The organism is Pradoshia sp. Z6_59 (genome assembly GCF_058267515.1).
The window spans coordinates 50610-70199 of sequence record NZ_JBZCPP010000004.1 but is presented as its reverse complement, the minus strand read 5'-3'; the positions used below and the strand labels follow the sequence as shown (position 1 = coordinate 70199).

The 19590-nt window shown below is 39.7% G+C and carries 16 protein-coding genes, 1 other RNA gene and 1 other annotated feature; of the genes, 3 read left to right on the top strand and 14 right to left on the bottom strand.

The annotated features are described in order from the left end of the window. Positions 1-159: 159 nt before the first annotated feature. The 5 genes from AC4D4B_RS05750 to AC4D4B_RS05730 form a co-directional block, all read right to left on the bottom strand. A complete protein-coding gene (locus AC4D4B_RS05750) occupies positions 160-1227 on the bottom strand; it encodes an AI-2E family transporter (protein ID WP_490996587.1) in 1068 nt (355 codons plus the stop codon). 113 nt (positions 1228-1340) lie between these two features. After that, positions 1341-1472, bottom strand: a complete 132-nt coding sequence (locus AC4D4B_RS05745; protein ID WP_077248072.1) for a YrzQ family protein — start codon at positions 1470-1472, stop codon at positions 1341-1343. Between the two features lie 32 nt (positions 1473-1504). Further along, positions 1505-1693: a YrzR-like zinc ribbon domain gene (locus AC4D4B_RS05740; protein ID WP_066105409.1), complete on the bottom strand. Its 189-nt coding sequence runs from the start codon at positions 1691-1693 to the stop codon at positions 1505-1507. An 88-nt stretch (positions 1694-1781) separates the two neighbouring features. Then, the gene (gene recD2, locus AC4D4B_RS05735; RefSeq protein ID WP_490999393.1) at positions 1782-4208 is read right to left on the bottom strand and encodes an SF1B family DNA helicase RecD2; all 2427 of its coding nucleotides are present in this window, start codon (positions 4206-4208) and stop codon (positions 1782-1784) included. Between the two features lie 16 nt (positions 4209-4224). Then, positions 4225-4881 (bottom strand): tetratricopeptide repeat protein, encoded by a 657-nt coding sequence (locus AC4D4B_RS05730; protein ID WP_490996585.1) that lies wholly within the window; start codon positions 4879-4881, stop codon positions 4225-4227. A 243-nt stretch (positions 4882-5124) separates the two neighbouring features. Here AC4D4B_RS05730 and AC4D4B_RS05725 point away from each other — a divergent pair, with 243 nt between their 5' ends. Continuing rightward, positions 5125-5835, top strand: coding sequence for a GDSL-type esterase/lipase family protein (locus AC4D4B_RS05725; protein WP_490996584.1), 711 nt, complete (start codon positions 5125-5127; stop codon positions 5833-5835). Between the two features lie 12 nt (positions 5836-5847). Here the strand turns inward: AC4D4B_RS05725 and AC4D4B_RS05720 are convergent, their stop codons facing one another. From AC4D4B_RS05720 to cymR, 4 genes are all read right to left on the bottom strand, one after another. Next, a complete protein-coding gene (locus AC4D4B_RS05720; RefSeq protein ID WP_490996583.1) occupies positions 5848-8535 on the bottom strand; it encodes a cation-translocating P-type ATPase in 2688 nt (895 codons plus the stop codon). 91 nt (positions 8536-8626) lie between these two features. Continuing rightward, complete coding sequence (gene mnmA / locus AC4D4B_RS05715; RefSeq protein WP_490999496.1) at positions 8627-9742, bottom strand: tRNA 2-thiouridine(34) synthase MnmA; 1116 nt, start codon at positions 9740-9742, stop codon at positions 8627-8629. A 20-nt stretch (positions 9743-9762) separates the two neighbouring features. Continuing rightward, entirely contained in the window at positions 9763-10905 is a 1143-nt protein-coding gene (locus tag AC4D4B_RS05710) for a cysteine desulfurase family protein (protein ID WP_490999392.1), read from the bottom strand. A 38-nt stretch (positions 10906-10943) separates the two neighbouring features. Beyond that, a complete protein-coding gene (gene cymR, locus AC4D4B_RS05705; protein WP_140461985.1) occupies positions 10944-11366 on the bottom strand; it encodes a cysteine metabolism transcriptional regulator CymR in 423 nt (140 codons plus the stop codon). A gap of 261 nt (positions 11367-11627) precedes the next feature. On the opposite strand from cymR, the gene AC4D4B_RS05700 reads away from it, so the two are divergent. Then, positions 11628-12914, top strand: coding sequence for a replication-associated recombination protein A (locus tag AC4D4B_RS05700; protein WP_490996581.1), 1287 nt, complete (start codon positions 11628-11630; stop codon positions 12912-12914). A 60-nt stretch (positions 12915-12974) separates the two neighbouring features. Here AC4D4B_RS05700 and AC4D4B_RS05695 read toward each other — a convergent pair whose 3' ends face one another. The 5 genes from AC4D4B_RS05695 to AC4D4B_RS05675 all read right to left on the bottom strand — a co-directional run bounded on the left by AC4D4B_RS05695 (position 12975) and on the right by AC4D4B_RS05675 (position 17994). After that, positions 12975-13736: a tRNA threonylcarbamoyladenosine dehydratase gene (locus AC4D4B_RS05695; RefSeq protein ID WP_066105431.1), complete on the bottom strand. Its 762-nt coding sequence runs from the start codon at positions 13734-13736 to the stop codon at positions 12975-12977. A 401-nt stretch (positions 13737-14137) separates the two neighbouring features. Then, positions 14138-14325, bottom strand: a non-coding RNA gene (ssrS, locus tag AC4D4B_RS05690) — 6S RNA. Positions 14326-14356: 31 nt separating this feature from the next. After that, complete coding sequence (aspS, locus tag AC4D4B_RS05685) at positions 14357-16141, bottom strand: aspartate--tRNA ligase (protein ID WP_490996580.1); 1785 nt, start codon at positions 16139-16141, stop codon at positions 14357-14359. 15 nt (positions 16142-16156) lie between these two features. Next, positions 16157-17431: a histidine--tRNA ligase gene (gene hisS / locus AC4D4B_RS05680; RefSeq protein ID WP_490999391.1), complete on the bottom strand. Its 1275-nt coding sequence runs from the start codon at positions 17429-17431 to the stop codon at positions 16157-16159. A gap of 99 nt (positions 17432-17530) precedes the next feature. After that, positions 17531-17764 (bottom strand) — a binding site (T-box leader). A gap of 53 nt (positions 17765-17817) precedes the next feature. Then, positions 17818-17994: a hypothetical protein gene (locus AC4D4B_RS05675; protein ID WP_175354278.1), complete on the bottom strand. Its 177-nt coding sequence runs from the start codon at positions 17992-17994 to the stop codon at positions 17818-17820. Positions 17995-18132: 138 nt separating this feature from the next. Between AC4D4B_RS05675 and AC4D4B_RS05670 the strand changes: the two genes are divergently transcribed. Beyond that, the gene (locus AC4D4B_RS05670) at positions 18133-19398 is read left to right on the top strand and encodes an N-acetylmuramoyl-L-alanine amidase family protein (RefSeq protein ID WP_490999390.1); all 1266 of its coding nucleotides are present in this window, start codon (positions 18133-18135) and stop codon (positions 19396-19398) included. Positions 19399-19590 lie beyond the last annotated feature (192 nt).

The following is a 19590-nucleotide window of genomic DNA, read 5'->3' as shown; positions in this document are numbered from 1 at the left end:
AAAGTCTCTTTCAGCCGTGGAGACTTCTCTCTTTCATGTAAATAGGATTTACATTCGGAAGGGCTTAAACATACTCGGTCCATCAACATATTTCAATATATCCGTTATAAGTTGGATTATAGTCATAAGTGTTTTCTTTGTCAATGTTTCAGGAATTGTTTAAGGGTTATTCCTTAATATTTTACTATGTGTAATGGCAACCTTCAAAAAGGCTAAAATAGGTACAGCAAGAATCAGACCTAGTATTCCGCTAATCTCTCCACCGACAAGTAAAGCAAAAATGATAATAAGTGGGTGCAGCTTTAACGTTTTCCCCATGATAATTGGTGAAATGACATTCCCCTCTAGAAATTGAATCACAATAATGATAATGGCCACCTTGATGACCATACCAGTCGACATAGTGATTGCTACGAGCAATGCCGGAACCGCTCCAATCAGAGGTCCGAAATAGGGAATAATATTCGTTACCCCAATAAAAAGGCTCAGCAATAAAGGATACTTCATACCAAATAACCAGAAAAGTATAGCGGCAAAGGTTCCCACAATCGTACAGACCAAGAGCTGTCCGCGAAGATATCCGCCCAATGAATGGTCTATATCCTTCAAAAACTTCTTCATTGTTCCTCTGCTCTTTTTAGGAAATATACTTAATCCAAAGTCGATAATCTTTTCAGCATCCTTCAGTAAATAAAAAGATATGATAGGGACGAGCAACACAAAGATGAAAAAATCCGACAGTCCACTTAGCGCCTCTATTAATACAGTTATGGAAGAACTTAATTTCATTTCCATAGAGCTAATGATTTGTTCCAAACGATCATGCAGACCAAAAGGCCAACTTGAGGTTTGTGAATGAAAACGAGCTATGTAACCTCGGTATAACTCTGCCATTTCAGGCGCTCTTTCCGCAACGTCAATCATTTGATTAATGAATACTGGAATTCCTTTATACAATCCATAGCCGACTACCCCAAAAAACACCAGATAAATCAAACCAATTGCCAAACCTCTATGCAAACCTTTTTGATGTACTTTTTCCACCAAGGGATGAAGGAGATAACTAATAAGAGCCGCTCCAATGAATGGCGATAATGCAGTTAGAAAAATCTGTATAACAGGAAACCAAATTGGTCTGAGCAAGTAAAAAACAAATAATACGATAAATAACAATAATAGAAATCCAAGTCGATAAAACCACTTTATCTGTATGTTCAAAAATCCCACCTCTATACTATTTTCTTTATGTTAAAAGAAAATATGTATGGGGATTCTGAAGGCAAACACTAAAAAAAGGTTTAAAAGGTAGGGAATCTACCTTTTAAACCCTTAACTACCAATCAAAATGACTTCATGATTGTTCGTTTAATCTTTCTCATATTACGGCCGGATAGCATTCCATTATTGGACATACTCCGATAGATCGCCATTCCCGCTCCTAAGGTTATTAACGACGAAACCATTTTATTCATAGCAACTCACCTCATAATTTAGGAAGTACGAATCAAAGACTCATCTGTCGGTCTTCTTCGCTAAACAAATCATCTAAAGAACTTAACACTCCATCCTCTTCCACCTGATGGACATGCATAATTCCTTTTTGGATAGATAATTCCACAAAACAATTCCAGCAATAATATTGATTCACGCCAATCTTGCCGATATCTTTGCTGGAGCAATTCGGACATTTCATAGCAATCACCTCATAAAAAAATATGTGTAATTGCCAGTTTGTCCATTGTATGCAGAATTCATTCAGCTTAAAGACCAACATTTGTATTTTAACCCTGTATCATAAAATCATAAGGCGTAATGTTTTCCATCCCAATCATCGGATCTGTTTGGAATAATTTTTGCTCATACGTCAAGCCATCTTCGTTGGAACTTTCACCTTCAGTAACTGGATTTTCAGGTTCGGAGATAACTTCCTTATCACGGAACCCTTCCTGCAGTTTCTCAAGCAGAGTTGTTCGTCGTTCTTCCTCACCACTACGACCGACGCCGTATCGCAAGGCTTCCTCTTCACCGCATACAATCAGGAACTGTTTGCTCCTTGTTATGGCCGTGTAGATTAAGTTTCGCCTTAGCATACGGTGATAGCTCTTAACAACTGGCAAAATGACGATTGGGAATTCACTTCCCTGGGATTTATGAATGGAACAACAATAAGCGTGGGTTATTTGATTGAGCTCCTGGCGCGTATACTTCGCTTCAATAGCATCAAAGGAGACAAAAATTTGATCCTGTTTATCTTCATTTTCCTTTGCATAGATTATCGCTATAATTTCACCCATGTCTCCATTATAAATCCCATTTTCAGGCTGATTCACTAGTTGGAGAACCTTATCTCCAACCCGATACACCACATCCCCAAAAGCCAATTCCCTTTTCTTCTTATCGCGATTATCATTAAGAATGCCCTGCAGGAGGACATTGAGAGAATCAATTCCGGCACTCCCTCTGTACATTGGAGCTAAAACCTGAATATCTCGGGCTGGGAACCCTTTTTGACGGGCATTGGTTACAACCTGCCTAATCACATCAGCTACTTGATTAGTGGAACAAGAGAAAAATGAACGATCTCCCTGCGGTTTACGAATATCTGGCGGCAGCTGTCCGTTTTTTATCGCATGTGCGAGCTGAATAATGGAAGAACCATCTTCCTGTCTGAATATTGATTCCAGACGGGTTACAGGAATAACGGAAGAGGCAAGTAAATCCTTCAATACCTGACCCGGTCCAACCGAAGGCAACTGATCCTCATCACCAACGAGGATGACTTGCATATCATTCGGCAATGCTTTAAAAAGCTGATTGGCCAGCCAAATGTCTACCATCGACATCTCATCCACAATTAAAATTCTTCCGCTGATTGGATTATCTTCATCACGCTGAACATCCGATCCATTCCAGCCCAGCAAACGGTGGATGGTCACGGCGGGAAGCCCTGTGGATTCCTTCATCCTTTTTGCTGCACGCCCTGTTGGAGCTGCTAAAACAAACGGAAATGGATTTTCATTATTATAATCTTTTGGATTAAGGGACAACCCATGTAATTCCGAGTATAATTCAACGATTCCTTTAATAACGGTTGTTTTCCCGGTACCAGGACCACCTGTCAGTATCAGCATTGGAGAATGCAAAGCTTTAAAGATTGCATCCTTTTGCTCCTCGGCATACTCCATCCCAATTCGCTCTTCTAGTTTACCTAGCTCTAATAAAAATTCAGATTCAGGGAATTGATCAGCATATGAGTCCTGAGACATAATCCGTTTAATATTCGTTACAATCCCTTTTTCAGAAAAGTAGAGGGACGGCATATAAAATCTTTTATCTTCCCCAATGATCTTCCCTTCTTCACCGAGCTGGATTAGTTGATCCGTAATTTGTTCAAAAGTAATGGTCACATTTTGATTTTGTTCCAATAGGCTTTTTACACTGATCAGCAGCTCTTCTGCCTCCGTATACGAATGCCCATCCTGTACACATGTTCTGTCAAGTGTATAGAGGATTGCTGCCTTGATCCTTGATGGATGGCTTCCTCCGATACCTAGCTGTAAGCCGATTTCATCTGCGCGGGTAAACCCAATTCCTTCAATGGTTTCGACTAGCTGGTATGGATTTTGCTCAATGATGGATATCGTATCCTCTTTATAAGCCTGATAAATTTTCATGGATAGCTGAGGTCCAAACCCCAGGCTGGATAAATTAATCATGATTTGCTCCAGACCCTGATTGGCAGCCAGTGTATCATATAATTGCTTTGCCTTTTCACCGCTTAGCTTAGGAATTTGATCAAGCAATGATGGATTCGCTAAAATTTTGGAGATTGCCTTTTCACCAAGTTTATCAACAATCGATTCTGCAATCTTTTTACCAATCCCTTTGAAAAGAGATCCGGATAAATAAGCAATCACACCCTCCTTTGATTCAGGAACTTCACGCTGGAAGGTCTCTACATGAAATTGAATCCCAAAACGGGGATGTTCTTTCATTTTCCCATAAAACGTGTATATTTCTTCCTCATGAATAGGGGGAAAATACCCGGTAATAACAGCTTCTTTTTCATCGTAATTCAAATTCGTTTCTTTCACTCTGATTCGTACAACCGAGTATAAATTTTGTTCATTATGAAAAATGGTAACCAAATGTGTTCCTTTGATGAAAGGTTTGTCATTGTCGGAAAAGACGAACGACTCTTGTTCCACAAGAAGCACCTCCCGTTTATAACAGTTCTTTCATTTGTTTTAACCCATTCAAAGCAAGGATGTGATCAGGCTGGATTTCAACCGCTTTTTCAAAATAAGCGATTGCTTTATCTGCATCTCCCTTAATCCCACCGTAGGCCACACCCAGGTTAAAATACGCATCTGCATGTGACTCATCAATTTCAAGCGTCTTATTCCATGCATCAATCGCCAAGTCATACAACTCCGCACTGGCCAAAGCCAACCCATAATGGAACTGGGCCTCTGCATCACCAGAATTTAATTCCACACTTCTTTGGAAATAAGGTAAAGCAAGCTTCGGCTGGTCTAAGTGCAGTAAACAAAGACCAAGCATAAACATCACATCCGCTGTTTCAATTCCTTTTTTGATAGCCAGCTCAAACTGATCCTTCGCCTTCACTAAATCATCGAGCTCATAATAAATGCTGCCCAACCCATAATAGGCAGTCGCAGCTTCCGGATCCAGTTCAATGGCTCGTTCAAAAAATTTAATCGCACGTTGATTGTCGTTCATCGATGCCAATACATTGCCGAAATTGATAAACCCTACTGGGTCATTTGGATTTTCCTCAATCATTTCGGTAAATACTTTTGCAGCATCCTCCCATTTTCCTTGTTCCATATATTGAATACCTAATTTATTTTTATCCATACTATTCACTCCTACATTCCTAACTGAATGGAAATAGTATACCACAAAGTGATAGTCCGTTGTCCTAGAGACAAGCATCTGGACTAGCAGTGCGCCATCCATTATAAGTTATAGAAAATCCCACCAGTTTACCTTCCTAAATATGCCTAGATTACTCTCTTAATCACACAGTATAAAAATATTACACTTTTTGTTAAAATTAATTGGTTTTTGGGTAGAAGTATATTTATGGGAGTGAGAGATATGAAGAAACTACAATATGCCGCCGGACTTTTACTAACAATCGGACTGATTTATATCGGATATACCTTCTTTTTAGATGAAAAGATAAAAGCCAATCAGGAACATGTCATTATGGCTTTAGGTGATTCCTTAACCTATGGGGTGGGCGATCGCCATGAGGAGGGCTATGTCGGTCAGCTTGAAAAAATTTCAGAAAGCGAATCCTCCAATAAAAATTATAAAATCAATAATTATGGAATTCCAGGTCAGGAGTCAGAGGGAGTTATCAAACAATTAGCGAATCCTACAATAAGTGAAAAAGTGAATGAAGCGGACTATATTATCTTATTTATAGGCACTAATGATTTACGTACAAGTTTGGGCGGTGATTTTCAAACCATCAATCACGCTACTATAAAGAAAGAGAAAAAAGATTATCTTGATAATATAGATGAAATTTTGAAAAGCATTCGCCTGCTTGACAATGACGTCCCTTTTATTGTTGTTGGGTTATATAATCCATTTCCTAATGATGATCGCCTTGACCAAATTTTAGATGACTGGAATCACGATCTAAAAGAAACGGTCAGTAACTACTCATCTATCACCTTCGTACCAACAGATGATTTGTTTCAGGATAAAACAAAAAAAGACTATTTCAGTGATAGCCTCCATTTAAATAACAAGGGATACCGTCTGATTGCCAATCGGATCAGCGACGAAATCAAATAGGCTATGGAGTGTTTACTCCATAGCCTTTCTTTTTTCATAGAATCTTAAGAAGCCTTTAACAATTTCATTCACGACAATGGTTCCTATTGTACAGAAGAAGATTAGGATCCATTCTTTCAAGCCAATCGGTTCAATCTTGAGTAATTTGGCAAAAGGTTCGATATAAACAACTGCCAATTGCAACAAGATGACACCTATGACTGACCAATTTAAATATTTATTGCTGAACACATCTGTTTTCCAGATTGGTTTACGTAAATGCCTGACATTATATACTTGCATGTAACTAATAAAGGTTAGTGCCATAAAGGCAACCGTTTGTCCGACTCTCAATTCATGGTCTGTAAGCTCATTAAATTGTAAATCGAATATGGAATCAATTCCAGCAGCCCATTTCAACCCAATTAGGAAGGCTAAGAGAGAAGCTACACCAATCAACAAACCATTTAAAATCAGGAAGATGACTGAATCCTTCGTGAAAATACCTTCTTTTTTAGGCCTTGGTTTATCCAGCATAACATCCTTATTCTTATCTACACCAAGCGCAAAGGCTGGAATAGAATCACCAACTAAATTCAACCATAAAATATGGACGGTCAAAAGCGGTGTCGGCCAGCCAAGCAAGATGGCAAAGAAGAGCACTAACACTTCACCAAAGTTACTTGTAACAAGGAAAAGAACAGATTTTCGTATATTAGCAAAAATATTCCTACCCTCTTCAACCGCTTTTATAATCGTGGTGAAATTATCATCCATTAGAACCATATCAGAGGCACCCTTGGCAACATCTGTGCCTGTTTGTCCCATAGCAACTCCAATATCAGCTGTTTTTAAGGAAGGAGCATCATTCACACCATCACCGGTCATCGAAACAATATGCCCATTTTCTTTAAAGGCCTGAACGATTTGGACTTTATGCTCCGGCGATACCCGGGCGAATACACGAGTATCGACTGCTGCTTCCTTCAATTCTTCAGGTGTCATTTGATTCAATTCTGCACCCGTGATCACTTTATCAGATTCCGTTATCCCCAAACGGTGCGCAATCGCAATCGCTGTTTGCGGATGATCACCTGTAATCATCGTTACTTCAATTCCTGAACGATGAGCTCTTTCAATTTGAAGTTTTGCCTCTGGACGAGGAGGATCCATCAAGCCTACCATTCCATAAAACGTTAAACCATTCTCTATTTCTTCTTCATTCAGTTCAGAAACCGCTTCAGCTGAAACTCTTTTTCCTGCCAAAGCCATTACACGAAGAGCACGGTTGGACATCTGCATCACAGCTTGATTAATTTTAGTTATGTATTCCGGAGTCATTTTTACTATTTTGCTATCTAGTTGAATAGTGGTTATTCTCTCTAGCAGGATATCTACTGCACCTTTTGTCAGTACAATGTATCCATCGCCATCTTTATGTATAGTAGTCATCCTTTTTCTAGTTGAATCGAACGGAATTTCAGCTACACGCGGAAATTCTTTGTCCAAATCAGACTTTGTGTAACCATTCACATGTGCTGCTTTAACAAAAGCCACTTCTGTCGGGTCGCCGGTTTCTTCCGGTTCATAAGTGGCATCCGAGCATAATGCAAATTGATTAATTAACCTTTGGTCATCCGCAGTATATGGTACATCTTCCTCGATAACTTTTAAATTAACATAACGCTCAACGACACTCATTTTGTTCAAAGTCAGTGTTCCTGTTTTATCTGAACAAATCATGCTAACCGAACCCAAAGTTTCAACTGCCGGAATTCTCCGTATGATTGCCTTTTGTTTAATGAGACGCCTTACCCCAAGCGTTAAAACAATTATGACCATTGTCGATAAACTCTCAGGTATAGCCGAAACAGCAAGGCTTGTGGAAATCATAAACATTTCTCCAGGATTTCGTCCCTGTATTAATCCTACCATGAACATAACGACACAGACGATAATGGCACAATAACTTAACTTTTTCCCGAGCTGATCAAGATTTTTCTGCAAAGGAGTTTTGCTGGTTTCAGTACTATGAAGCATTTCAGCTATTCTCCCCACCTCTGTATTCAACCCGGTTGCGGCCACAATTCCAATCCCTCGGCCATTTGTAACTTGAGTAGACATGAATGCCATATTAAGATAATCACCAAGTGGCTGATCAGGATTTTCCAGAGTCCAATTCTCATCCTTATCTACCGGAAGGCTCTCACCCGTTAAAGCAGATTCTTCAATTTTCAAGGAATGGGATTGAATGATACGAATATCAGCCGGTACTGTCCTTCCAGCTTCAAGTAAGACACAATCACCAGGTACGAGCAAGGATGCATCAATTTCCCTGACATTCCCTTCTCTCTTTACCAAGGCTTTCGGTGCTGCTAACTTTTTTAGTTCGTCCAATGCATTTTCTGCCTTTTTCTCTTGGACTACACCAATAATGGTGTTGATAATAATCACAAATGTAATAATTAAACCGTCACTCACTTCACCCACTATAAATGAGAATAAAGCGGCAACCATCAATATGTAATTAAGTGTGTTATGTAATTGCAGGGCAATCATTTTTAACAATGAATTTTTTTGCTCTACTCCGAATTCATTTTTTCCATAGTCTTTTAATCTTGCTTCTGCTTCTTTTTCTGTTATCCCCCTTTCTGCATCTGTATCAAATACTTCGAGAACTTCTTTTTTGGAAAGTGAATAATCGTACTTCTTCACGTCCATCTTTCATCACCTGCATATGTATATTTTTACAGAACATAAATAGCCTGTTTCTCTACGAAACAGACTATCCACATTCAATTGGCTATTTTATTTACCCAACATAATCAAGTTTTAAACCTTTTTTATAAACTTTATCGATGGTACCTCCACCCAAGCAGACTTCACCATCATAAAATACTGCGGCTTGCCCAGGAGTCACCGCTCTGATTGGTTCAGCAAAAATTACTTCTGCCTGATTGTCATCCAATACTTTTACTGTTACTTTATTATCTGCCTGGCGATATCTGAATTTAGCCGTACACTCAAATGTATCACCTGGTTTCCTTTCAGAAATCCAGTTCATTTTGTCAGCGATAATAGAATCGGAATAGAGGCTGTCATGGTGAAAGCCTTGCTCTACTAATAGAACATTGTTTTCTAAATCTTTCCCAACCGCAAACCACGGTTCACCGCTTCCGCCAATTCCAAGTCCATGACGCTGTCCCAATGTATAATACATAAGGCCGTCATGCTTACCCTTTAGTTCGCCACTCATCGTTCTCATCTCACCAGGTTTAGCCGGCAAATATTGCCCAAGAAATTCCTTGAAGTTACGCTCGCCGATAAAACAAATACCTGTGGAATCTTTCTTAGTAGCTGTTGGCAGGCCAGCCTCCAAGGCGATTTCTCTAATTTTTGGCTTATCATACTCACCAATTGGGAACATAACCTTGCTTAATTGCTCCTGAGTTAATTGGTTTAGAAAATAGGTTTGATCCTTATTATTATCCAACCCTCTAAGCATTTTATATTCTCCATCATGGTAAGCAACACGCGCATAATGGCCTGTTGCCAAATAATCTGCGCCCAGATTCATGGCATGCTCAAGGAATGCTTTAAATTTAATTTCTTTATTACACATCACATCGGGATTTGGAGTACGTCCCGCTTTATATTCCTCAAGGAAATACGTAAACACTTTGTCCCAATACTGCTTTTCAAAATTGACTGCATAGTAGGGAATCCCAATATGATTGCAAACACGGATGACATCTTCATAGTCCTCCGTAGCTGTACAAACGCCATTTTCATCTGTATCGTCCCAGTTTTTCATAAAAATTCCTACAACGTCATAGCCCTGCTCTTTTAAAAGATAAGCTGCAACAGAGGAATCCACTCCACCGGACATTCCGACAACAACTCTAGTTTCCGCCGGGGATTTCATTATACACTTCACCTCATACCTATTTACTTCACTAATCGATTTATCACATTTACAGCAATCTTCGCTGCTTTTTCTACTTCTTGTTCCGTATTACCCTGCCCAAAGCTGAAGCGGATTGAATTCTTTGTACGCTCTGAATCTTTTCCAAACATCGAGACAAGAACATGCGATGGTTCAATCGATCCAGCTGTACAGGCAGAACCACTTGAAACAGCCACACCTGCCAAATCCATATTGACTAAGAAAGCCTCAACACTCGTTCCTGGAAAACTAATATTCAGTACATGCGGCAGTGAATCATGTAGCTTTCCATTGATGGAATAATTAATACCTGCTTCGTCAAATACATAAAGCATTACTTCTTTAAAGGCTCTATACTGCTTCGCCTTTTCCTCACGTGTATGTGACATCAGCTCAGCCGCCTTTGCAAAGCCAGCTGCACCAGGCACATTTTCAGTTCCTGCCCGGCGTTTTCTTTCCTGCTCACCACCAAGCAACAACGGCTTAAATGGTACGCCTTTTCGCACATATAAGAAGCCAATACCTTTCGGACCATTAATTTTATGTGCAGATACACTTAAGAAATCGACAGCTAAATCCTGAACCGATATAGGAATAATTCCATAAGCCTGTACCGCATCTGTATGGAACAATGCCTGATGGTCAGCCAAAAGCCTACCAATTTCCTGAATAGGCTGAATGGTGCCCACTTCATTATTTCCGAACATGATCGTCACTAAAATCGTATCATCTCGTAATGCTTCCCGAACGGAACTTACAGTTACCTGTCCTTCTTCATTGACAGGCAAATACGTAACCTCATACCCTTCTTTTTCAAGAGCCTGGCATGTATGCAATACAGCATGATGTTCAATTTCCGAAGTGATAATATGTTTGCCTTTATTCTTCATAGCTTGTACACTGCTATAAATTGCTGCATTATCTGCTTCTGTACCACCGCTTGTGAAGATAATTTCATCTATTTGTGCACCAATACTTTCAGCCAACACTCTTCTTGCATCATCAATAAGCTTTCTCGATTCTCTTCCGAATTGGTGAATGCTTGATGGATTCCCGTAAGTATTTTTCATAACTTCCGTCATCACATCAATAACTTCTGGATGCATAGGCGTTGTCGCTGCATGATCCATATAAACCCGTTCCATGGCCTATACCTCCTTTGCCTAAACAAAATTACTTTATATTAAATGTAGAACATATATGATTGAGTGGAGTCGTCCTCTTCTTCATAGGATGCCAAGTCTTCCAAAGTTGTATTATCCAAAACATCCTTTACAGCATCTCTGATTTTAATCCACAATTGTCGTTTAACAGGTTCTTCATCCTCAATGCCTTCAACCGGTGTAATTGGGCCTTCAAGCACCTTGATCACATCACCTGCTGTAATTTCATGTGGATCTTTCGTTAGTTTATAGCCGCCATAGGCACCCCTGATACTTTTTACAAGTCCTGCATTACGCAAGGGGGTAACCAATTGTTCCAAATAGTGTTCGGACAAATTATTTGATTGTGCTATCGATTTTAGGGAAGTAGGACCTTCTCCATGTTTCTTAGCTAAATCAATCATAATGGTAAGTCCGTATCTTCCTTTGGTAGATATTTTCATTACTTAGCACCTCAGCCTTACATTTAGTCTACAAAAGTATACCATACATTAAATCATTGCCTATTTTCAATGACTCAGTACAATTCTTCTTAATTTTTTATTTTCTATTTAATCATAGTAAAAAAAACCAGTTTCGACTACAGGAAATCTCATGAAAGGATAAAATTCCAGAGCTCTTACGCAAAAACGAAAATATAGGAATGTGAAGCGTTTATCGATATAATGAAAGCATCCTGAAGCTTATTTGTGGAGGTTAGTTAGTTGAATACTGAACCACTCGCATTTCGAATGCGACCTAAGAACTTAGATGAAATTATTGGCCAGAACGAAATCATCGGTAAACAAACCAGTTTATATAAAATGATTAAAAACGGGCATGTCCCCTCTATGTTATTATACGGTGAACCTGGCATTGGAAAAACATCCATTGCTTATGCAATTGCGGGAACCACCAAGATACCGTTCATTGCCTTAAATGCAACAACAGCCGGAAAGAAGGATATCGAAGCAGTTGTTGATGAAACACGTCTGACCGGGCAGGTTATCCTCTTTCTTGATGAGATCCACCGATTCAATAAAGCTCAACAGGATTATCTTCTGCCACATGTAGAACGAGGCGATATCATTTTAATCGGAGCCACAACGGAAAATCCTTTCCATGATGTCAATCCAGCAATACGGAGCCGTTGCGGCCAAATCAAGCAGCTTACCCGCTTATCTGTCGAAGAAACCATCATACTCCTTCAAAGAGCCCTTTCTGATGAAAAAAATGGTCTGGGAAAAATGGATATCCGAATCACCGAGGAACAAATTAAAAAAATTGCCCTTCACTCAAATGGAGACGCAAGAAAATCATTAACACTGCTGGAATCAGCGGTTTACTCGTCAACCAGGGATGAGGATACGTATATCATAGAAGATGAAGTCATTGACGATTTAGGTGGAAATGTAGGAGTTTATGGAGATAAAAAAGGTTCAAACTTCTATAACCTTTTATCCGCCCTGCAAAAAAGCATAAGAGGAAGCGATGTTCATGCTTCTTTATATTATTTAGCTCACCTTCTTGAGGTTGGTGATCTGGTTGCAGTCAATCGGAGACTTTTAGTGATTGCTTATGAAGATATCGGACTGGCAAATCCTTCTGTCGGAAATAATGTGTTGGCAGCTGTTACTGCCAGTGAACGTCTCGGTCTTCCCGAGGCTCGCATCCCACTTTCAGTAGCAGTTGTGGAAATGTGCCTATCCTCCAAATCAAATTCTGCTTATAAGGCATTAGATCAAGCCATTTCGGATATTCGAAGCGGCAAAGTCGGGGATATCCCTAAGCATTTACGAGATGGCCATTATTCAGGCGCAAAAGACCTCGGGCATGTTGGTTATAAATACCCGCATGACTACCCAATCGGCACATTTGGTGGATGGGTTAAACAAGATTATCTCCCAGGCAACTTAAAGGGAACAAAATACTATGATCCGATTGAATCCGGCGAGGAGAAACGATTAGCCGCTATATATGAAAGACTGGAACAGTTTAAAAATAAGCAGTAAAAAAAGATTGGCTTTTATTAGCCAATCTTTTTTCATACAGGTGACGATTCGCCGATAACGTTAATCATTCACTCGTTTGATTTTTATTTCCTTCAATGCTTCTCTAACAACCCAGCTCGCTGCAATTAATCCAGCCGTAGAAGGCACAAATGCATTGGATGAAGGCGGGAATTTAGCCTTGCGAATATCTGCATCCTGGTTGCCCACCACTTTTGTCACTTCATCAAAAGGCACAATCGGGCTCTCGTCGGAGAAAATGACTGGAATCCCTTTTCGAATGCCTTCTTTCTTTAATTTAGTACGAATCACTTTAGCTAATGGATCTGTATGTGTTTTGGATATATCCGCAATTTGAAAGCGGGTTGGATCCATCTTATTGGCAGCGCCCATGCTTGAGATGATAGGGATATTCCTTATCAGACATTCTTTCATCAAGTGAATTTTGTAAATAATCGTATCGGAGGCATCGATTACATAATCAGGTTTATAAGCGAAGAAATCCTGATATGTTTCCTCCGTATAGAACATTTTTAAAGCAATTACTTCGCAATCTGGATTGATGTCAAAAATACGCTTTTTCATAGCATCTACTTTTTGCTCTCCAACAGTGGATAATAACGCATGAATTTGTCTATTCACGTTTGTTATATCTATATCGTCCTTATCTACTAATATCAACGTGCCCACCCCGGAACGTGCCAAAGCTTCCACGGCAAAAGAACCTACTCCGCCAATACCGAGAATCGCCACAGTTGTATTTTTTAATATTTCCAAGCCATCTTTCCCGACAGCCAATTCATTACGTGAAAATTGATGCAACATGAATAGCTCCACTCCAATTTCATTTTTGTTATTAAATGTAATTACCTATTTTTATTTTCCTAAACATTTCTGTTTATCTACACGCACTTCACTCTTTGATTGTATATTATCCGAAAACATTTATCTCTGTAAAATACAGTTTCAGCTGATTAAGCAGCAGGCCACGATATTTCTCCCTATCCCTTTATTCACTTGTTTGAAGGATTGGAGTAACCATTAATCACCAATCGCTGAAGTAATGTATTGTTCTTTAATTATGTATCTTTTCTTCAGTAGGCGTCCGTCGTGTCGATTTATGATACCATACTTTCCTACTAGGAATGAAAGGATATATTTCTCATCGATAAAAATAAAAAACTCATTGCAGCAACTGCAACGAGTTTTAATAAGTTCATAAGTATAAACGCCCCAAATTGTGCCGTTTGATGCCTAGTGCTTTGGCCCGCCCTCGGCAGGTGGGTGTCCTGTTCCACTTTGTTGCAAGTCCTTCACGAAAAAGGCATTTGCGCAAGCGGTAAACTCCGGACTCCCGTTAAAAGAAATGTTCGGTCAAAACAAAAAGGATGCATAACGTACACTTCAGGACGTCTATTAATTGATTTAATCATATCAAAAGCAGGTTACTTTTTCAAGCCTGATTCCGTTTTTGAGACCTTTAGACTAAGCTCCTTAAGCTGACTGTCAGATACTTCACTCGGTGCATCTGTCAACAGGCAGCTCGCGCTCGCAGTCTTAGGAAATGCAATCGTATCACGCAGGTTAGAACGGCCGGAAAGCAGCATGACTAAACGATCCAATCCTAGCGCAATTCCGCCATGCGGAGGAGTACCATATTCAAATGCTTCCATCAAGAAACCAAATTGCTCATTAGCCTCTTCTGGTGTGAATCCAAGTACCTCAAACATTTTTTCCTGGATATCACGTTCGAAGATACGCAAGCTTCCTCCGCCCAATTCATAACCATTTAACACAAGGTCATAAGCAATGGCTTTTACTTCACCAGGGTTTTCATCAAGCAAAGGAATTTGTTCTCTAACAGGCATAGTGAATGGGTGATGAGCTGCATAATATCTGCCATCTTCTTCTTTATATTCAAGAAGCGGCCAGTCAGTTACCCATAAGAAATTAAATTTACTTTCATCAATTAGGTTTAATTCTTTTCCTAATTTATTTCGTAAATTACCCAATGCATCCGCGACAACAGATTTCTTATCAGCAACAAAGAGCAGCAAGTCTCCAGCTTCAGCACCAGTAACCTCGATTAAACCTTTTCCGTCTTCATCCTGGAAGAATTTTGCGATTGGTCCTTTTAGACCTTCTTCCTCCATCTTCATCCATGCCAGCCCTTTTGCACCGTAGCGGGCAGCAAATTCACCTAATGCATCAATATCTTTTCTGGAATAATTGGAAGCAGCACCTTTTACATTCAATGCTTTAACCTGTCCGCCGGATTCCACTGCACCTGCGAATACTTTAAAGCCTGAATCTTCAACGATGTTGCTAACGTCAATTAATTCCATCGCAAAACGAGTATCTGGTTTATCAATACCATAACGGCTCATCGCTTCATCATACGTCATTCTCGGTAATGGTAAAGAAAGCTCGATTCCTTTGACTTCCTTCATCACTTTAGCCATCATGCGTTCAGTCAAATCCTGAATATCCTCTTGGCTCATAAAGCTAGTTTCAATATCGATTTGTGTAAACTCAGGCTGACGGTCTGCACGTAAATCCTCATCACGGAAACAGCGTGCCACTTGATAATAGCGTTCAATTCCAGAAACCATTAATAATTGCTTAAAGATTTGCGGTGATTGCGGCAATGCATAGAATTCACCTTCATGCACACGGCTAGGTACTAAGTAATCACGTGCGCCTTCTGGAGTGCTCTTAGTTAAAATAGGTGTTTCGATATCAAGGAAGCCCTCTCCATCCAGGAAGTCACGGATTGCTTTAGTTGCTTTATGTCTCATTTTAAACGTTTCAAACATAACCGGACGGCGAAGATCTAAATATCGGTAAGATAAACGAAGGTCCTCAGATACTTCTTCGTTATCCGTAATCGCAAATGGAGGTGTTTTAGATTCATTGATAATGATTACCTCTTCTGCCTGAATTTCAATACTACCTGTTTTAAGGTTTTTGTTAATCGTTCCCTCTTCACGAGCTACCACTTTTCCCCGTACGCTTAATACATACTCACTTCTGATTTTTTCAGCTAGACCTAAGGCTTCAGGTGATAAATCTGGGTTGAATACAACTTGGACAATCCCTGTACGGTCTCTTAAATCGATAAAAATCAACCCGCCAAGGTCACGTCTTTTTTGGACCCACCCTTTGACAGTGATTTCTTCTCCGATTGCTGTTATCGGTACTTCTCCGCAAAAATATGTTCTTCCGTACACTGTAAATTCCTCCTATTATCTTCCCAGTTTAGTTTTTAATTCTGTTACTAACTCAGCGAGACCCACTTGCTGTTGCTCACCGGTTTGCATATCCTTTAAGGAAATTTTATTTTCTTTCAGCTCATCTTCTCCGAGGACCGCTACAAATTTAGCGTTCACACGGTCAGCCGCCTTAAATTGTCCTTTTGCTTTGCGATCTGAGTAATCTTTTTCAGCTGATACTCCATTTCTGCGTAGCTCATCTACCAGTTTCACAGAATAATCCTTTGCTTCCTCACCAAGTGATACGATAAAACAATCCACACTTTTTTCAATCGGAAGCTCAATATTCTCTACTTCAAGTGCAGAAAGCAATCTTTCAATACTTAACGCAAAGCCAATGCCCGGAGTTTCAGGACCGCCAACCTCCTGTACAAGGCCATTATAACGGCCGCCTCCACAAAGAGTTGTAATTGCCCCAAATCCTTCAGAATCAAGCATGATTTCAAAAGCTGTATGATTGTAATAATCAAGTCCGCGAACCAAGCCTGGATCAACAACATAAGCAATTCCAATCGCATCCAAGTACGCTTTTACCTTGTTGAAATACTGTGTAGACTCTTCATTTAAGTAATCGATAATGGACGGTGCGCCAGACATCAACTCATGATTACGGTCCTCTTTGCAATCCAGTATTCGTAATGGGTTACGCTCTAAACGATTCTTACAGTTCGGACAAAACTCCTCAATCCGGGGCTTAAAGTGCGCAATCAAAGCTTCTCTGTGTTTTGCACGGCTTTCTTTGTCTCCAAGACTGTTGATCACTAGCTTCAGATTCTTTAACCCTAGCTTTTTATATATATTCATGGCTAATGAAATTACTTCTGCATCAATCGCCGGATCGGAGCTCCCTAAAGCTTCCACACCAAACTGTACAAATTGTCTGAAGCGCCCTGCCTGTGGACGCTCATATCGGAACATTGGCCCGATATAAAATAACTTAACAGGCTGAATGGCATTCCCATACATTTTATTTCCCACAAAGGAACGAACTACGGCTGCGGTACCTTCCGGGCGCAGGGTTAAACTGCGGTTTCCCTTATCCGTAAATGTATACATTTCTTTTTGTACAATATCTGTTGTATCTCCCACACCTTTTTCAAATAACTCGGTACTTTCGAAAATTGGTGTGCGTATTTCTTGATACTGATACACTGAGCAAATTTCTTTTGCTATGTTTTCGATATACTGCCATTTTTCTGATTGACCAGGAAGGATATCCTGGGTTCCCCTTGGTATTTGAACGGCCATATCAAAATTCCTCCTTAAAATGCAATCTATAACCATTTCCAATTGGCATGGCTTGGTAATTTTAGGTAAAATAAAAACAACTCCCAGTCCCATGCATATGCAAGGGACGGGAGTTGTTACCCGCGGTGCCACCCTAGTTGGAGCATAAATAGCTCCCACTTTTACAGTTAACGCCTGTTCAACGTTCATCCCCTACTAGAAACTAACGTTTTTTCAGGGCGAAACCTACGGTGTGTTCGTTCATAAGGGCACATGCAGAAGTGTTTCCAGCCTAAGACACTTCTTCTCTGCTCATGTGTGATCTATATTACTCTTCACCATCATTGGAATATAATATGTATTTTTATTTAATTAATATTACGAAGTAACTTCCTAGTTGTCAACCCTTAAGAACGTCCAAGTTTCTTTTTTAGTTGTTTCACGTCTCTGACGGACAGGCCAAATTCCGATGCAAGCTCCACCATGGAATTATTCTGTTCTTTAACCAAAAAATCATGAAAATCCACTCCGAATATTTGTTTACCGGCATTTTGTGTGATTAATCCCTTTTCACTGTATCTCATATCATGAACACCCCTTATTTATTTAAACTACAGATTGTCTTAATCAGTATTCCCGACAGTTTAAAGTATCTTTCATAAAAAAAATTTTTTCTTTAACAAATGCCAGATCTGATTTTTAAAGAAGGAGCGATTCCCACCTTGCCAAAAAAAATTATGGTTTTTCTATGTGTAACCCTTCTAATTGCGCCGATAAAAAATTCTATATCAACCGTACATGCAACAATCGATAAAATTGTGGTTAATGAGCCATCTATTTATGTCCGGGAGGAGGCAAATATAAAGGCACCCATCATTGATGAAATCCAGGCGGGGAGTGTTTATGATGTCCTCGAAATAGATCAAGATTGGATTAAACTAAAGCTCAGTGACAAAAAAACAGGATGGGTAGCCAGTTGGCTCGTTACAGGCTATGAAAAGGCGAATCTCACCTCCGATTCCGGTATTATCACTGCAGATGGTCTGCGTGTTCGAAAAGGCCCAGGCACAAAGTTTAAGGTACTCGGCAATCTTCCCATCGGAACAGTAATCCACATAATAGAGAAACAGAATAGCTGGATTTCATTCACCTATGAGGACCAAATAGGCTGGATACACAGCAACTACATCCATCAACATCAATTACAAAAATCCTCAAAGAGAATCCGTATAACGGCTTCCGTTTTAAATGTACGAGCATCGGATAAACCAAATGCATCAGTCATTGGAACAGTAATAAAAGATGAGGAATATACCGTTCTCAAAGAAATTAGAAACATGCTTAAAATTGAACTTCCATCTAAAAAAGAAGGATGGATCCCGAGTTGGTATACAGAATCAGAGAGTGAACAAAATTCAAGTCCTCAAAGGAATGAGTCATTAATGGGGAAAACTATCATCCTGGATGCCGGTCACGGGGGCACGGACGGCGGAGCATCCGGACCAGCTGGGACTTTAGAAAAAAATCTAACGCTTCAGACCGTTAAACTTGCATATGAAAAGTTACGAACAGCCGGAGCGAACGTAATCATCACTCGTTCCAGCGATCGGTATGTAGCGTTACATGCAAGGGCCAATCTTGCAAATATGAATACAGCCGATGCCTTTATCAGTTTTCATTATGATAGTAATGAGAATGGGGATAAAAGCGGTATTAAAACATATTATTATCATTCCTATCAAAAGCAACTAGCCTTAACTATTCAAAAATATCTAATGCAAAACGAGACATCTCTAAATGACCAGGGAGTAAAACAGGACAACCTGCACGTTTTACGAGAAAATCTTCGGCCGGCTGTTTTATTGGAATTAGGCTATATTAATAATCCTGCTGAGGAAACTCTTATCCAAACAGAATACTATCAGGAGACCATCACAGATGGGCTTGTAAATGGACTGGCTGCCTACTTTTCCGATTTAGGAATTTAGCGTTTGAAAAGCTTTGATAAATGGGAACCGTTGTAAAAATCAGTAACTGTTCATAGGTCTGTACTAAATAACTTAGAGTCTCCCTTTATGCTTTTAATTGATAGCTTAAGGGGAGTATTTTTATACAGAATTCTTTTGACGGAGAATGCAAAATAGTTAGAGGGGTTCGCTGGTTGATCTAGATCACTAATT

Excerpts from the sequence above, each read along its gene's own strand:
- AC4D4B_RS05745 (WP_077248072.1), bottom strand. The coding sequence starts at position 1,472 with ATGAATAAAATGGTTTCGTCGTTAATAACCTTAGGAGCGGGAATGGCG.
- AC4D4B_RS05740 (WP_066105409.1), bottom strand. The coding sequence starts at position 1,693 with ATGAAATGTCCGAATTGCTCCAGCAAAGATATCGGCAAGATTGGCGTG.
- AC4D4B_RS05730 (WP_490996585.1), bottom strand. The coding sequence starts at position 4,881 with ATGGATAAAAATAAATTAGGTATTCAATATATGGAACAAGGAAAATGG.
- AC4D4B_RS05725 (WP_490996584.1), top strand. The coding sequence starts at position 5,125 with ATGAAGAAACTACAATATGCCGCCGGACTTTTACTAACAATCGGACTG.
- AC4D4B_RS05720 (WP_490996583.1), bottom strand. The coding sequence starts at position 8,535 with ATGGACGTGAAGAAGTACGATTATTCACTTTCCAAAAAAGAAGTTCTC.
- AC4D4B_RS05710 (WP_490999392.1), bottom strand. The coding sequence starts at position 10,905 with ATGGAACGGGTTTATATGGATCATGCAGCGACAACGCCTATGCATCCA.
- cymR (WP_140461985.1), bottom strand. The coding sequence starts at position 11,366 with ATGAAAATATCTACCAAAGGAAGATACGGACTTACCATTATGATTGAT.
- AC4D4B_RS05695 (WP_066105431.1), bottom strand. The coding sequence starts at position 13,736 with ATGTTGCATCAATTTTCACGTAATGAATTGGCTGTCGGGAAAGATGGC.
- hisS (WP_490999391.1), bottom strand. The coding sequence starts at position 17,431 with ATGGCCGTTCAAATACCAAGGGGAACCCAGGATATCCTTCCTGGTCAA.
- AC4D4B_RS05675 (WP_175354278.1), bottom strand. The coding sequence starts at position 17,994 with ATGAGATACAGTGAAAAGGGATTAATCACACAAAATGCCGGTAAACAA.